Here is a 15,524-nt window from a genome sequence, read left to right as displayed (position 1 = left end):
ACCTTCTTACCTATGGCCAGCAAACGCTGGCCATTATTTTATCCTGCAATGTCAGTTTTCGTCAGTCGAAAGTCAGCGTCTTTAAAACACAACCCCGCAATAACCTCTACCTGTTACGTTTTGTTTCCACGAAATATCTGTGAACAAAAAAATAACCTCACTCTCATTGCGCTTAATACATTCCTTAACTAATAGCACAAAAAACAACCAAATCCAGAGCCATCCGGACGTCTTATTATGGTCATAAGAAAATCCACACCGTTTAGCTTCTGTTTATAAGTAATGCATTTAGCAAAATTAAAGATAAGCAAATCATATATATAGGAATAAAGGAGATGTTTAATTCGCCAGATGCCGCTGAAATTTGAGGTGCTTCACAAAGTTCCCTAAAATACACATTTAGTTACATATAATTTCTTTTTGTAACCGAATCTTGAAGATTGTAGCACTTTCAGTGTAGCGAAACGCTTCTATGAATGGAAAGATGCCTGTCAGATACAAAAAGACACCTAACTCTCATCAATAGTTCCGGAAATATTTATTGACAGAATTTATTGACGGCGGTGGCGAGTGTCATAAAAAAACCAATGAGGGTAATAAATAATGATGAAGCGCAATATCCTGGCAGTGGTAGTCCCTGCCCTGCTGGTAGCCGGTGCAGCAAACGCTGCTGAAATCTATAACAAAGACGGCAACAAATTAGATCTTTACGGTAAAGCAGTTGGCCTGCACTACTTCTCTGACTTCGCAGGCAACGATGGCGACAAAACTTACGCGCGTCTGGGCTTCAAAGGCGAAACTCAGATCAACGACCAGCTGACTGGTTACGGTCAGTGGGAATACAACTTCCAGGGTAACAACTCTGAAGGCGGCGATGCACAGAACGGCAACAAAACCCGTCTGGCATTCGCAGGTCTGAAATTTGGTGATGCAGGCTCCTTCGACTACGGTCGTAACTACGGCCTGGTCTATGACGCAATCGGCATCACCGATATGCTGCCTGAGTTCGGTGGTGATACCGGCGCGAGCGATAACTTCTTCGCAGGCCGTACCGGTGGTCTGGCAACATACCGCAACAGCAACTTCTTCGGCCTGGTCGATGGTCTGAACTTTGGCCTTCAGTACCTGGGCAAAAACGAGCGTGATGACGCATTACGTTCTAACGGTGACGGCTGGGCGACCTCTCTGAGCTATGAATACGAAGGCTTCGGCATTGTTGGTGCTTATGGTGCGGCTGACCGTACTGATGCACAGCAAACCAGCCTGGCCTGGGGCGAAGGCGATAAAGCTGAGCAGTGGGCAACCGGTCTGAAATATGACGCGAACAACATCTACCTGGCGGCAGTGTACGGCGAAATGCGTAACGCAGCACGTCTGGACAATGGTTTCGCTAACAAGTCTCAGGACTTCTCTGTCGTTGCTCAGTACCAGTTCGACTTCGGTCTGCGTCCATCCATCGCCTACTACAAATCTAAGGCGAAAGACGTAGAAGGTATCGGTGACGAAGACTACATCAACTACATCGACATTGGCGCGACCTACTACTTCAACAAAAACATGTCCACCTATGTTGACTACCAGATCAACCAGCTGAAAGACGACAACAAGCTGGGCATCAACAACGACGACGTTGTCGCTGTGGGTCTGGTTTACCAGTTCTAATCAGCACACCGCATTGTTATATGCTTAATAAACAGGGCTTCGGCCCTGTTTTTTTTATTTGTGCAGATAAAACTTAGCGACTTTTGAAAAGCCGCACGCTTTTCGTCGCAAACGGTTGGCATTTTGTAAATCTACCGTTAACCTGATAGCGGATTTCACTTCTGTAATCACAATGGAACTTCGTCATGTTTGAGAACATTACTGCCGCTCCTGCCGACCCAATTCTGGGCCTGGCCGATCTGTTTCGTGCCGACGACCGCCCTGGCAAAATCAACCTGGGTATTGGTGTATATAAAGATGAAACCGGCAAAACTCCGGTACTGACCAGCGTTAAAAAAGCTGAGCAGTACCTGCTGGAAAACGAAACCACCAAAAACTACCTCGGTATTGATGGTATTCCTGAATTTGGTCGCTGCACCCAGGAACTGCTGTTCGGCAAAGGCAGCACCATTGTGAGCGAAAAACGCGCCCGCACGGCCCAGACCCCTGGCGGTACCGGCGCACTGCGCGTGGCGGCAGATTTCCTGGCGAAAAACACCTCCGTGAAGCGCGTGTGGGTGAGCGACCCAAGCTGGCCTAACCATAAGAGCGTATTCAATTCCGCGGGTCTGGAAGTGCGTGAATACGCCTACTACGACGCGGCAAACCACGCTCTGGACTTTGACGGTCTGCTGGCAAGCCTGAACGAAGCCCAGGCGGGCGACGTGGTGCTGTTCCACGGCTGCTGCCATAACCCAACCGGTATCGACCCTACCCTTGAGCAGTGGGAACAGCTGGCTAAGCTGTCCGTTGAAAAAGGCTGGCTGCCGCTGTTCGACTTCGCCTACCAGGGCTTTGCCCGTGGTCTGGAAGAAGACGCCGAAGGCCTGCGCGCGTTCGCTGCGGTGCATCAGGAGCTGATCGTAGCCAGTTCTTATTCCAAGAACTTTGGCCTGTATAACGAGCGCGTGGGTGCCTGTACGCTGGTGGCCGCTGACGAGCAAATCGTCGATCGCGCCTTCAGCCAGATGAAATCCGCGATCCGCGCTAACTACTCCAACCCACCGGCACACGGTGCATCTGTGGTCGCGACGATCCTGAGCAACGATGCGCTGCGCGCTATCTGGGAACAGGAGCTGAACGATATGCGTCAGCGCATTCAGCGCATGCGCCTGCTGTTTGTGAACACGCTGGCAGAGAAAGGTGCCGATCGTGATTTCAGCTTCATCATCAAGCAGAACGGCATGTTCTCCTTCAGCGGCCTGACCAAAGAGCAGGTGCTGCGTCTGCGTGAAGAGTTTGGCGTGTACGCCGTTGCCTCTGGCCGCGTGAACGTTGCAGGCATGACGCCTGACAACATGGCACCACTGTGCGAAGCCATTGTCGCGGTGCTGTAATCTGCATCCACAAAAAAGCCTGCATAAGCAGGCTTTTTTATTTCTGGTTACCAGACAGGCATTTCATCCTGAAGGAACGGGTTATGTAACCGCTCATGGCCCAGCGTCGACATCGGACCGTGACCCGGAATAAACGTCACGTCATCGCCCAGCGGCAACAGCTTCTGCTTAATCGACTGAATCAGCTGACCGTGATCGCCGCGCGGGAAATCGCTGCGTCCTACGCCGCCTTTGAAAATCACGTCACCGGAAATCAGCAGCCGCGACTGGTCGTCAAAGAAGACGATATGGCCGGGCGTATGCCCGGGACAATGCAACACCTGTAAAGTCACATTCCCTACGTTAACGCGCTCACCTTCGTTCAGCCAGCGGTCAGGCGTCAACGGCTGACACTCGTCCAGGCCAAACATGCGGCTTTGGGCGGGTAACCCCTGCAGCCAGAACTCATCTTCTTTTTCCGGGCCGATAATCGGCACACCGTAGTGTTCAGCCAGTTCAGCCGCTGCCCCAACATGGTCGAGATGACCGTGGGTCAGTAAAATCTGTACCAGCGTCACGCCGCTGGCAGCGACTTCCTGCCTGATTGTCCCGGCGTCACCGCCGGGATCGACAAGCGCGGCCAGCCTGGTTTGTTCACACCAGATCAATGAACAGTTCTGTGAGAACGCGGTAACCGGAATAATACGATAGTTCATACTGCTCCTGTGTTTCGTTATTACCAGTGCCGAACCGGCCCGGTATCAATATGCACAAAGTTGCTACGTGGGTAGTATCCTACACCACCTGCGCGCATAGATAACGCCGCTTTGCGAATATTGGCTAACGAAACGCCTTCAATATGGAAATCCATCGCCTGCCCTTTCGTGTGGTAGCTTTTTTTCGCTACCCCACGGCTGTGGGCGCGCAGTTCATTGTTGGTGTCCAGAGAGCGGTAGCCAGAAATGAGCTGCACCGGCCTTTTGGTGCCCAGCAGGCCCTGCAGGCGGAAAAGCTGATCGAACAGTCCAGGGTCGATGGCTTTGATTTTATTCGCGCGGAAATCACGGAAAAAATGGTTGAGTCTTGCTAATTCATCCTGAATATAGCCTCTGCCATCGAAAAACTCCGCCTTAAGCGTCTCACCAGTATGCAGATTGTTGAGCGTTAAAATACGCGGACGAGGTGTCGAGAGGGTGGCAAATGCTGGCGTCGGAAGGATAGCCGCTGCGCCCAGCGCAACGCCACCTAACGCCAGCAATTTGCGGCGATTAGCGTCAAATTTGTCCATGATAATCAGGTCTACAGGTAAAAGAAATTGTCAATATGCTTAGCGCACGAAGGGCACCTTAACTGGCAAAGCCTGATACGTCAAGGCGCCCAACCCCAGCAAATACGCGGCCTGTAGCCAGATCGCCCCGTATTCACCATAACTTACGACAATCATTTTCCCCGAACTGCTTCATTTACCTGATTAATTGTTCCGCTTTTGGCAAAATTTGTGCGCCGGATCGCGCTGTCTGATCATAATTGTAAATATCTGTGCGGTACTGGGTGCGCCCGTCCGCCCCCACAAACGCGGTGAGATAATACAGGTTGACCGGAATATTGTGGCGGATATTGACGTAACGGGTGTCCCCCTGCTTGAGAGCATCGGAGATCCGCGTGTCGTTCCAGCCCGCATCCTGCAACAGCATATTCGCCAGCTCCGATGCCTTATTCACACGCACGCAGCCTGAGCTGAGCGCGCGGGCATCTTTCTGAAACAGGTTATGGTTCGGCGTATCATGCAGATAGATAGCGTCCGAACTTGGCATGTTGAATTTATAGCGCCCCAGCGAGTTATGCGCACCCGGCGCCTGCTGGAAACGGAACGGCAGGTTCGACGGCGTAATCGTTGACCAGTCTACCATCCACGGATCGATCGTCTCTTTGCTGTTCCAGCCGCGGATCACCGTATAGTTATGACGCTCAAGATAGCCAGGATCGTTCCAGACCTTAGGCAGAATATCCTTGCGCGCCAGCGTTGGCGGCACGTTCCACGGCGGGTTCACCACCACGTTATTCAGGGCGCTGCTCATCATCGGCGTTTTCCGGTCAGGCCGCCCCACAATCACCCGGGAGGCCAGCACCTCGCTACCGTCCTGATAGTAGACCAGCGAATAAGCGGGAATGTTAACCATAATGCCGGTGGATAAGGTCCCCGGGAGCAAGCGCAGGCGCTGGATATTCAACGCCAGTACCCCAGCGCGCTGAGCCGGCGAGACGTTCAGCCAGTCGCGGGTGGATGGACCGATTACCCCGTCTGCGCCCAGCCCCTGCGCGGCCTGGAACTGCTTAACCGCCGCGACCAGTTCGCGATCGTAGGCGGCGGGTTTGTTGCTCAGCGCAGCGGCCTTTTTCTCTTTTACCGGGGCCGACGGGCTGACGACCGCGTTTTGCGTATCGTCGCCAGGCAGCGCAATCTTAGGACCGCTTTCGAGAATGCCGGAGCGTTTCATAATTTCGCGGATCGCCGGGACATCGCTGCTCCACTGCCCCGGACGAAGCGTGGTTGTCCCACGTACCTGAGGCCACGGGCGGGAATCCGCTACCAGTTCAAGCAGCGACTGATGCATGGTGGCATACTGCGGATGGGCAGGCGCCAGGCTTGCGATAAAGCGCGGCAGGTCACCGTTGTCCAGCGCCAGCTGCCACTGGTTAATCACAGACAGCGCAGGAGTCGCCAGCCTGTACGGCTTATTGCTGTAGAGCCAGCGGTTGCCGTTCACCGAAATGCCCGCCACAAACTGCAGGTAGCCCATCATGGCATCAGACAGCACCACGTCACGCGCCTGGCCGGTGACGGCGGGATCGGTGAGGAGTTCAACCCAGGTCGTGAACTGCGGCTGAAAACCTGCAATCGCCACTTCTGCCAGCTGCTGCTGGAAGGCGCGCACCGCATCCCGGTTTTCCCACATCGGTTTCATATCGCGCGCAGCGTACAGCAGCGTAAGCTGGTTGATATAGGCAGGAGTATAGCCCGCAGGCAGCCCGGTCATGAGCTGCTGGCGTAGTGATTCAGTATCGATGCCTTCCGGCAGCGGTTTAATGCCGGCCATAATGGCCGTCGCCGGAGACTGATCCAGCGGCTGTGACAGCGACGTCGGCTGCGCGCCCATCGTCGCAGAGCTGTCAGTCGGCACAATTTCAGGCTCGTCGGCCTGAGCGGTAAACAGTGGAGCAAACATCACTGTCAGGCACAAACTCAGCGCAGACAGCTGACGACCACGATTTTTCTTAAGCAACATCCCTTGCCCCCTGTTTTTACGACATGCCCAGTGTACTGGAGCTTTCCTTCAGTATAGAAAGGCATATACGCTGTTGCCTTACCTTATGTAAAGAAGTTTAAAGATAACGCAGCCCTGAACACAAGTTAAGTGAATAAAAAAAGCGGCGCATCAGCGCCGCCCTTTGTAGTAACCCGCCTTACGAAGCGTCAGCCGTGCCGGGTAATGATTCCGGAGGCTGCGGCGCGAAACCGCGCAGGCCGACGACGTGTACGTGTTCACTGTTCTGGAACACCTTACGCACCAGCTTATAGGTCGTGCCTTTTTCCGGGCTGATGTTTTCCGGCGCCGCAATGATGAGCTGCATATCAAGTCGATCGCAAAGCTCAAACAGCGTGGCGATGGAGCGGGCATCAAGACGCGCGGCTTCATCGAGGAACAGCAGACGGCATGGAGAGATGTCTTTACCGCGCAGACGACGCGCCTCATCTTCCCAGCTCTGCACCACCATCACCAGAATCGACATACCGGTACCGATCGCTTCACCGGTAGAAAGCGCACCGGATTCAGCGCGCAGCCAGCCGTCGGAGCCACGGTTAACCTCAACCTCCATCTCGAGATAGTTGCGGTAATCCAGCAGCTCTTCACCGATGGTTTGCGGGGTACGCTGGCCCATGTCAATCTGCGGATTCAAGCGCTGATACAGTTTCGCCAGCGCTTCGGAGAAGGTCAGGCGGTTACTGTTAAACAGATCCTGATGCTGCTCGTGCTGTTCAGACAGCACGTCCAGCAGCGTGGAGTGCGCTTCACGCACGTTCACGTTCAGCCGCACGCTGTTGACCTGGCCAAACGACACGCTTTGCAGGCCCTGATTCAGCTGGCGGATACGGTTCTGCTCGCGCTGAATGGTTTTACGAATAATATTCGCCACGCTGCGGGAGCTGATAGCCAGCTTCTGCTCGCGGGAGGTCAGCTCTTCCGTCAGACGCCCCAGTTCGATCTCCATCTGCTCGATGGCTTCAACCGGATCGTCGGTGCGGATGATGTCCTGACGAATACGCTCGCGCAAGTGCTGATAAACCGCCACGAAGAACTGGATTTTGCGCTCGGGGCGCTTCGGATCTTCGGACATGCGCAGCACGTCGCGCAGGTGTTCGTTGTCCGCCACGGCCAGACGCAGCGCGCCCAGCGCCTTATCCGACATAGAACGCAGCTCATCGGCTGACAGATACGCCAGCTCGCGACGGTGCAGACGACGTTCCACGTTATTGTCTTTCACCATGCGCATCACCGCGCACCAGCCCGCCTTCGCGGTCACGACCTGTTCACGCATTTCGTGATAGTCGCGCTCCAGCTTGCGCAGGCGACGCGTCAGGTTGTCCATCTCCGCTTCACAGAAGGTCAGCGCTTTTTCCAGCTGATTACGACGCGCGCGGTTGTTGCTGAGCTGTGCATGCAGTTCATCGCGTCGGATACGGGCGCGCTCTTCCGCACCGCTGTCGGCGCGCACGCCGATGTCCTGAAGCTCTTTATGCAGGTCGTTTAGCAGCTCTTTCTTGGTGTCGAAGGAGCTTTTCAACGATGCCATCACCTGGCTGTACTGGCTCAGCTGTGCGGCGTGAGTACGCATCGCCTCACGCGCGCGGGTACGTTCCGCTTCGGCCTGCTCAAGACGCTGGCGCAGCTTTTCATTGAGATCGCTGTTCCCGCTCAGCATTTCTGCTGAATCGGAGTAGCCGAAGTGCGCGCGACGTTGCACCACTTCCGTCAGGGCAAACGCCTGCTGACGCGCTTCGCGCTGCACCTGCTGTGACCAGGCGTAATCTTCTTTTAACTGCTCAAACTGTTCCGGATCGCTCTGGAGAACGGAGACCATCGGCTCCAGTTTTGCCAGCTGGTTGCCGTGCTGCTGCACAAAGCGCGCCGCTTCCTGCGCTTCGTCCAGGCGTTCCTGAATTTCATCCACGCGATCGGCGAGGGTATCGTCCGCCAGCAGATTCAGGCGCGGCAGAATGCGGTTAAGCGCAGCAACCCCCTCTTTCGCCTGTTCGAACTGCACGCGGCTCTGCTGGTTGTCATTTTCATGGCTGGCCAGCGCGCGCTCCAGTTCACCACGGCGGGTGTTGAGCTTGCGAATTTCCGCTTCCGGATCGGGCTCAAAGGCCACGCCCAGATGGCTACCGATAAAGCGGCTGAACGCCTGATGCAGACGCTGCGTTTTCTGCACATCGAACGACAGCGTCGCAAAACGTTCAGAAAGCGTTTCACGCTCGGCGTGCAGGGTTTCAATACGGTTTTCACGCGCGGCGCGGCCAAACAGCGGCAGTTCCGGGAAGCGCGAGTAGCGCCACTGGCGATCGGCGATTTTCACCACCACCGCTTTTTCCAGCTCGTCTACGCTGAATACGCTGTCATCAAACGACTGCGGATCCCCTTCGATGAGGTAGAGATCTTCCGGGCAGTCCTCAAGCCCTGCGAGCTGCTCAGAAATCAGCGACAGATCCGGCACCACAATCGCGTTACGGGACGGACCGTACAGCGCGGAGAAGTACGGCGCATCGTCCAGGCCGACGTCGTCGTAAATTTCAGACAGCAGCACGCCGCCGAAACGCTCGGCTAACGCATTCAGACGCGGATCCTCTGACCCGCCCGGCTGGCTTAAGCGCTCAATTTCTTCATCGACGTCACGCTTGCGCGCGCCCACTTCGTCACGTTCAACAATCGCTTCACGCTCGCGCTCCAGCAGCTGTTGCATGTATTCTGTGACGTCCTGGCTGGAGGTAAACTCCTGGCCACACTGCTCGCTGAGCTGGTTCAGGCTGCTTTGCGCGGCCAGCCAGACTGGCGCACGTTGTAATAGCGTCTTCGAGCGGGACTGGAGCTGCTCAAGCTCCTGACGCAGCGTCATGCGCTGTTCGCTGGCATTCGAGACGGTATCGGACAGGGCCGCAATACGCGCCTCCAGCTCCTGATGCAGGGCTTCAAGCTCGTCGAAATCGTAATTTTTACCCTGACGCTTGCAGAAATCCGCCAGCAGACGTTCGGCTTCCTGCTGCTCGCGCAGGCGCTGTTCCAGCTCGTTCAGACGCATGCGCAGCGGCTGCACCTGCTCGGCCAGATGGCGCTGGTTCACGCCGTCGCGCAGCAATTCACGGGCAACGTCCCACGCTTCGTTACGCGCCAGCGGGCCGTTGATCGCCACCACCAGCTGGTACGCCTGCTCAAACTGGCTGTGCGCCGTCTGGGCCACGCTCATTTTCTGATCGAGGGAAAGCAGTTTTTCCGTGGCTTCCTGCTCTTTCGCCTGGAAGGTATCCAGCCATTCGTCGGCGCTTTCCGGGGTGAGATCGGGCAGATGGCAGAGCGCTTTTGCACGCTGCAACGCCTGCAGCGCCTGGTTGTACTGGATCGCGCGGGTTTGCTGCACGTCCAGCGCCTGCTGGTAGTCAGCGAGCTGGCTTTTCAGCTCATCCACTTCCAGCTCGGCGGCTTCGGCGCGGGCTTCGTTCTCTTCCTGCAAATCGGCGGCTTCCGCCACCACTTCATTTTGCTCTTCGAGACGAATTTGCAGCTCATCGAGATCCGCTTCGTAGCGCTCAATTTTTTCCTGCTGACGCAGCGCGGTTTGCACCAGGTTAAGGTGATCGCTGGCCGCCTGGTAATCGGCTTCCAGATCCCCTTCGGCGCCGTTGTGCTCGCCCAGCTCGCGCGCCATTTCGACGTGCTTATACTGCTCGGCCACCAGCTGTTTGCGGGAGGTAAACAGCTCGCGACGATACTCTAACGCCTGATCGAGGTGAATGCGGCGCTCGTTGGCGTGGCGCATATAGTCTGCCGCCACGTAGTTAGTGGCTTCGCTGATCAGGTGTTTAAACAGATCGCGGTCAGACTGCGTAACGCGAATCGCTTCCAGCGTCATGCGGTTTTCACGCAGCGCGGCTTCCATATCCTGGAAGGCCTTACGCACGCCGCTGTTTTCCGGCAGCAGGTAGTCGCGCAGGGAGCGGGTAATGGCGCTGGAGATACCGCCGTACAGGGAGGCTTCGATCAGGCGGTAGTATTTACTACGATCGGACGCGCTGCGCAGACGGCGGGCAACCACGCCCAGATCGAACATCAGGGAGTGGTAGTCGGTAATAGAGTTGAACTGCTTGAACTGAACGCCTTCAATGGCTTCGAGCTTGTCTTTCAGCTCCTGAAGCGTCAGGACGCGCGCCTGGCGTTCATTCAGGGTTTCCGTCAGCAGCGCGGTCGGCTGCACGGACGTTGGCAGCCCCTGAATCGCAAACGGCTTGATATCCACTTTACGATCGCGACCGGCGACCTGTTGCAGACGAACCCCCACGACCACGCGCTGGTGACGGGAGTTGATCACGTCCAGCACCGAATAACAGACGCCCGCTTTCAGCTTACCGTGCAGACCTTTATCGCGGGAGCCGCTTGTCGCCCCCGCTTCGGTGGTGTTACGGAAGTGCAGCAGCGTCAGGTCAGGGATCAGCGCCGTAACGAAGGCCGCCATGGTGGTGGATTTACCCGCCCCGTTACCGCCGGAGAGCGTCGTCACCAGCTCATCCAGATCGAAGGTTCGGGCAAAGAAGCCGTTCCAGTTAATCAGCGTTAGTGAGCGAAATTTACCGCGTTCAATCATTACTCTTCCTCCCCGCTATCCGGCTGATTCTCTTCATGCTCGTCATTGAGCTGCAAATGGTTTTCCACCGGCATCGCCTCACCGTCACGGATCATACGCAGCTGCGCTTCGCGCGCATCGTCGCCCGCGCGCACGTCGGCGCCAAAGCGGAAGACCGATTCGGTAATGCGGAACTTGCTGCTGTCGTGGCCCATGAACCAGACCATTCCCAGACGGCGCAGACGGTTAAGGGAAGAGCGTACTTTTTCCTGTAATTTCTGACGGTCCAGATCGGACCCCGTCGAACGATTGTTCACCAGCTTGAGAAGCTTGCTTTCATCCGCCAGCGACAGCAGCTCATCGTAAAGCTCCTGCTGGGTGAAGATCCCCTCATTCGCCAGACGTTCCGGGCTGAGGTAGAGGTAGCAGAGAATTTTACCCACCATCATGTCCAGCTCGGAAAGCACGGAACGGGGAATAAGCGTGGTCGAGCGCGGTCGCAGGTAGAAAAACCCTTCCGGCGCGCGGATAAGCTCAACGTTATAGCGAGCGTAAAACTCTTCCAGGTACTCCTGAAAGTCCATCAAAAAGGCGTGATTATCCAGCTCGTCAAGGCCAATGTGACGACCGGCACGCAGCTGGCTGTCCAGCGCCGGAAACAACGGATTCGCCAGCGCCTGTGCCAGCTTAACTGGCATCACTTGTTCAATATTTGTCAATGACATGCGCCTGTACCTTGGCTCCGTAATCGTTAATCGGCTGCCACTTCGGCGGCAGTCCGGTGAAATCGGCTTGTGCGATACCCAGGCGCACCGCCTGGTCTACAACAATGCGGGCAACGTCGAAGTGGCGCGCGCGCGGATACTGCGCCAGATAGTCGCGCACCACGAGGCCAAGATCCAGCGGCGCCTGTCTGGTTTTGTAGACAGCGAGCTGTTCTTCGATCATCGCCGCAAGCTGCTCGCGAATTTCGTTAAATTCTTCGTATTCCAGATCCGGCGGCAGTTCCCCGGTGACCTCTTCATCGCGCAGCGCCATCTCTTCGTCGCGCATATCCAGCAGACGATCGGCATTGGCGTAGGTCAGCGCCCATGGCGCATCGAAGTAGGTCTGTACCGACTGGCGCAGACGCTGGGCAAAGACGCGGTTTTTATCCATATCGATGGCGGTACGGATAAATTTATGCACGTGACGGTCATAACCAATCCACAGATCGATCGACTGCTGGCCCCAGCTGATAATGCGGTCAAGCTTGCTCTGCAGATCGAACACCAGACGGTCGATAAAATGCAGATCGTCGTGCGCCATCGTCGCGTCCTGGATGCGCAGCAGGTTGGCCTGAAGCTTGTCGCCTGCCGCCTCCAGCGTATCCTGCAGTTCGCGCAGCGTACCGGAGGTTTCTGACAGTAAAAGTTCACAGCTGGAGATAGCCGCGCGCCAGTCTTTATTAAGCAGCTGCGCAATATCGTCCTTAACCTGCTGCTGCTGTTCGTCCATCAGACGCTGGGTCAGATCGATACTGTCAAAAATCTCGGCGACCGAGTATTTCAGCGGTGCGTACACGTTGCGATGCCAGTGGAATTCGTCACCGTTTTCATCGGCCGCGTCGGCGGCACGCTTCAGCTCTCCTGCAACGATAGAGAGCTGCATGGAGAGGCGCAGCGTGGAAAATTCACGCTGGCGAATATAGTAATCGGTAATGCCGATGCCCAGTGGCGTCAGGCGATAGATAGCGTTTCCTTCCGCCTGCTCGCTGGTAAAGCGGTTCAGCAGACGTTGACGCACCATATCATTGATGGCGTTGTTGGCGCGCACGCTAATGGTTTCGCTGGTTTGCTCAAACGCATCACTGACGTGGCGGAACGCATCCACCAGTTCGCCTTCACTCATTTCGCCATCCAGGCGTTCGCCGTTTAGCGTCGCGACCGCCAGCAGGAAAGAGAGTCTGTCTACCGGCAGCGAGATGGAGAAATCATTTTTCCTGGCCCAGGCAACCAGTTCGGGGACTGTCTGGGAAAATTCACTCATAGATTATCCTTGCATCTGCGGCTTGCGCGCGGTGACGTGTATATAGCGGCCAAGGCTGAGATAAGGCTCCTGGCGGCAGTACCGCGTCTCTATTTCTGTTAAGGCGTCTAAACAGTCGTCCTGTTTTTGTTTATCACGCAGATAATCATGAAACACCCTCACGCCTGTTTTACCGGTAATTTCCCAACCGATCTCCTCCAGCCAGCCGTAGACCTGCTGCGGTTCACGTGGGAAATCCGGTGAAAGCGTGCGTCGTTTCTTTTTATACATGCCCTGCTGTACGTAGCCAAAATTGCCCACCAGCACGTTTCGCATCAGCAGGCCGTTGGCATTGTAAAACATCAGCGATAAGGCACCGCCCGGCCTCAGCATCGACCACAGCGTTTTTAACATCGCTTGCGGTTCAGCGACCCATTCGAGCACAGCATGAAACAATATCAGATCAACCTGCGTTTCCAAATGCTGCGGAATGTCCTGAGCGGCGCAATGTATAAAATGCATGTTGTCGCTCACACCTTTCTCTTCTGCCGCTCGCTCAGCGCGCGCCACCATCTCGGCAGAAAGATCGCACAGCGTGACGTGATGTCCCCGCTGCGCCATAAGGATCGCAGTCTGACCTTCCCCGCCACCGGCGTCCAGCACGCGCAACTGTCGGTCACCGAATTCGGCCAGCAGCTTGTCCAGATCCTGCCAGAGGATCGTCTGGCGAAGCTGACCTTTGGTGGTGCCATAAATGTTGCGCGAAAACTTTTCCGCGATGTCATCAAAATTGCGATCCCGCATTGGGAGGGTTCCACTCACTTACTGCAAAACCGCTATTTTGTCACACCCGCGCGGAGAATGAACCACTCTGGTGTAATATCACCGGAAATCGCCTGCTGTATGGTCAAAAAAGGAACCAAAAAGGATGCTTTTTACCCTAAAAAAATATATTGGAGGCATGATGCTTCCCCTACCCCTGCTGTTGATTATTATCGCGCTGGGGCTGGCACTGTTATGGTTTAGCCGGTTTCAGAAAAGCGGTAAATCCATCGTGACCGCGGGCTGGCTGGCGCTGCTGTTGCTCAGCCTGCAACCCGTCGCTGACGGTCTGTTACGCCCGATAGAAAACACCTACCCGACATGGCAGGGAAACCAGAAAGTGGGCTACATCGTGGTGCTGGGCGGTGGATATACGTGGGACCCGAACTGGGCCCCCAGCTCTAACCTGATCAACAATAGCCTGCCGCGTCTGAACGAGGGGATCCGCCTGTGGCTTGCCAATCCGGGATCGAAGATGATCTTCACGGGGGCTGCCGCAAAAACTAACCCGGTCAGCACCGCGGAAGCGGGTGCAAGAGTGGCTGAATCGCTTGGCGTGCCGCGTTCCGCCATCATTACCCTGGATAGCCCGAAGGATACCGAAGAGGAGGCAGCGGCGGTAAAACAGGCCATCGGCGACGTACCGTTCCTGCTGGTGACCTCTGCCTCACACCTTCCACGCGCGATGATTTTCTTTGAGAAGCAAGGCCTGCATCCGCTGCCAGCCCCGGCAAACCAGCTGGCTATCGACGCGCCGCTTAATACGTGGGAACGGATTATCCCGTCTCCGGTATGGCTGATGCACAGCGACCGCGTCGGATACGAGTCGCTAGGCCGCCTCTGGCAGTGGCTCAAAGGATCGTCAGGCAAGCCAAGGCAAGAGTGATTTTGCGGCAAGGTCGAAGCCGGCGCGATTAAATCGCCCGGTGTTGACCAGCTGCGCGACCTCATCCCACAGCAGATAGAGCCAGCGACGCCAGAGGAACGCTTCCGCAACGGGGGCGCGCTGAAGGTAGTGCCAGAGCAAATCTTCCGCCGCCCCGCCCTCGCTCAGCCTGAACAGCTCGTACTCACGCGGCGCCCAGAGCATGATCCCTGGCCCGAGCATCGCAAGAAGCTGGTCGCTGCGGGGATCTTTTAACATGCTGCGCAGCGTGAAGTTGCCGTGCACCAGCACGCAGTTGTCGTTAAACCCCTCAAACAGCGTCGGCAGGCATTCCCGGGTGCGAAAAAGAATGCGTTTGTCCTGCATCGTTAAGCCGGTGTTGTTGAATTGATTGAGCGTTCCCCACAGCACTTCAACGCGCTGGCGATACCACAGCGGCCAGAGGTTTTCCTGGGTGCTGTCTACCGCGCCAACCAGGCCGCGGCTGTCCTGCCGGTGCCAGGCAAGGAGAGCCTCGACTATCTGATCCTTCAGTTGTTCCCAGCGCTCAGGCGTACGCGCCGGGGCTTCAACAGAGACTCCGCGTAAACGCTCGATAAGCAGGACATCCGGCCCGGGATGCTCCTCATGCGTCATCACGCCGTAAACCGTGGGCATACGCACCGTTCCTTCCCGCGCCAGCATCGACATTTTCCACGCCAGCTGTCTGGCGACGCCCGGTGAGGTAAAGCTTCTGGCCATCAGCGGCATGGGGTGTCCCTGACTGTCATACAATGACCAGAGCGCGGTATCGGCCTTTTCATTCACGCACTCCACCCGGCTTAGCTTTTCGCCAAGGAGATGGCTGAGTTCTGCACGCAGCTGTTCCATATGAGATTACCCCCATTAAGACTACTGCT

General features: G+C 56.2%; 11 protein-coding genes. 3 read left to right on the top strand and 8 right to left on the bottom strand.

What is annotated here, in order from left to right; translation table 11 throughout:
- Window positions 1-603: 603 nt before the first annotated feature.
- A complete protein-coding gene (gene ompF / locus OWK27_RS15585) occupies window positions 604-1,662 on the top strand; it encodes a porin OmpF (protein WP_305038515.1) in 1,059 nt (352 codons plus the stop codon).
- A gap of 185 nt (window positions 1,663-1,847) precedes the next feature.
- Window positions 1,848-3,038 (top strand): amino acid aminotransferase, encoded by a 1,191-nt coding sequence (locus OWK27_RS15580; protein WP_267590720.1) that lies wholly within the window; start codon window positions 1,848-1,850, stop codon window positions 3,036-3,038.
- Window positions 3,039-3,085: 47 nt separating this feature from the next.
- Here the strand turns inward: OWK27_RS15580 and OWK27_RS15575 are convergent, their stop codons facing one another.
- From OWK27_RS15575 to cmoM, 7 genes are all read right to left on the bottom strand, one after another.
- Window positions 3,086-3,733: an MBL fold metallo-hydrolase gene (locus OWK27_RS15575; RefSeq protein WP_148421027.1), complete on the bottom strand. Its 648-nt coding sequence runs from the start codon at window positions 3,731-3,733 to the stop codon at window positions 3,086-3,088.
- Between the two features lie 20 nt (window positions 3,734-3,753).
- Window positions 3,754-4,305 (bottom strand): YcbK family protein, encoded by a 552-nt coding sequence (locus OWK27_RS15570; RefSeq protein WP_176610717.1) that lies wholly within the window; start codon window positions 4,303-4,305, stop codon window positions 3,754-3,756.
- 175 nt (window positions 4,306-4,480) lie between these two features.
- Window positions 4,481-6,304, bottom strand: a complete 1,824-nt coding sequence (gene ldtD, locus OWK27_RS15565) for a L,D-transpeptidase (protein WP_267590719.1) — start codon at window positions 6,302-6,304, stop codon at window positions 4,481-4,483.
- A gap of 178 nt (window positions 6,305-6,482) precedes the next feature.
- A complete protein-coding gene (mukB, locus tag OWK27_RS15560) occupies window positions 6,483-10,931 on the bottom strand; it encodes a chromosome partition protein MukB (protein WP_176610719.1) in 4,449 nt (1,482 codons plus the stop codon).
- A complete protein-coding gene (gene mukE / locus OWK27_RS15555) occupies window positions 10,931-11,635 on the bottom strand; it encodes a chromosome partition protein MukE (RefSeq protein ID WP_003858208.1) in 705 nt (234 codons plus the stop codon). The genes mukB and mukE overlap by 1 nt, the downstream gene beginning before the upstream one ends.
- A complete protein-coding gene (gene mukF / locus OWK27_RS15550) occupies window positions 11,616-12,938 on the bottom strand; it encodes a chromosome partition protein MukF (protein ID WP_015570962.1) in 1,323 nt (440 codons plus the stop codon). The genes mukE and mukF overlap by 20 nt, the downstream gene beginning before the upstream one ends.
- A gap of 3 nt (window positions 12,939-12,941) precedes the next feature.
- The gene (cmoM, locus tag OWK27_RS15545) at window positions 12,942-13,721 is read right to left on the bottom strand and encodes a tRNA uridine 5-oxyacetic acid(34) methyltransferase CmoM (protein WP_063449157.1); all 780 of its coding nucleotides are present in this window, start codon (window positions 13,719-13,721) and stop codon (window positions 12,942-12,944) included.
- A gap of 124 nt (window positions 13,722-13,845) precedes the next feature.
- Here cmoM and elyC point away from each other — a divergent pair, with 124 nt between their 5' ends.
- Window positions 13,846-14,625, top strand: coding sequence for an envelope biogenesis factor ElyC (gene elyC, locus OWK27_RS15540; protein WP_267590718.1), 780 nt, complete (start codon window positions 13,846-13,848; stop codon window positions 14,623-14,625).
- Here the strand turns inward: elyC and OWK27_RS15535 are convergent.
- Window positions 14,602-15,495 (bottom strand): YcbJ family phosphotransferase, encoded by an 894-nt coding sequence (locus OWK27_RS15535; protein ID WP_148421038.1) that lies wholly within the window; start codon window positions 15,493-15,495, stop codon window positions 14,602-14,604. The two genes, elyC and OWK27_RS15535, sit on opposite strands and share 24 nt — an antisense overlap.
- Between the last annotated feature and the right edge of the window lie 29 nt (window positions 15,496-15,524).

This window comes from Enterobacter cloacae complex sp. 2022EL-00788 (genome assembly GCF_026627565.1).
Classification (GTDB): Bacteria; Pseudomonadota; Gammaproteobacteria; order Enterobacterales; family Enterobacteriaceae; genus Enterobacter; species Enterobacter pasteurii.
This window is presented reverse-complemented; position numbering and strand designations above follow the sequence as displayed.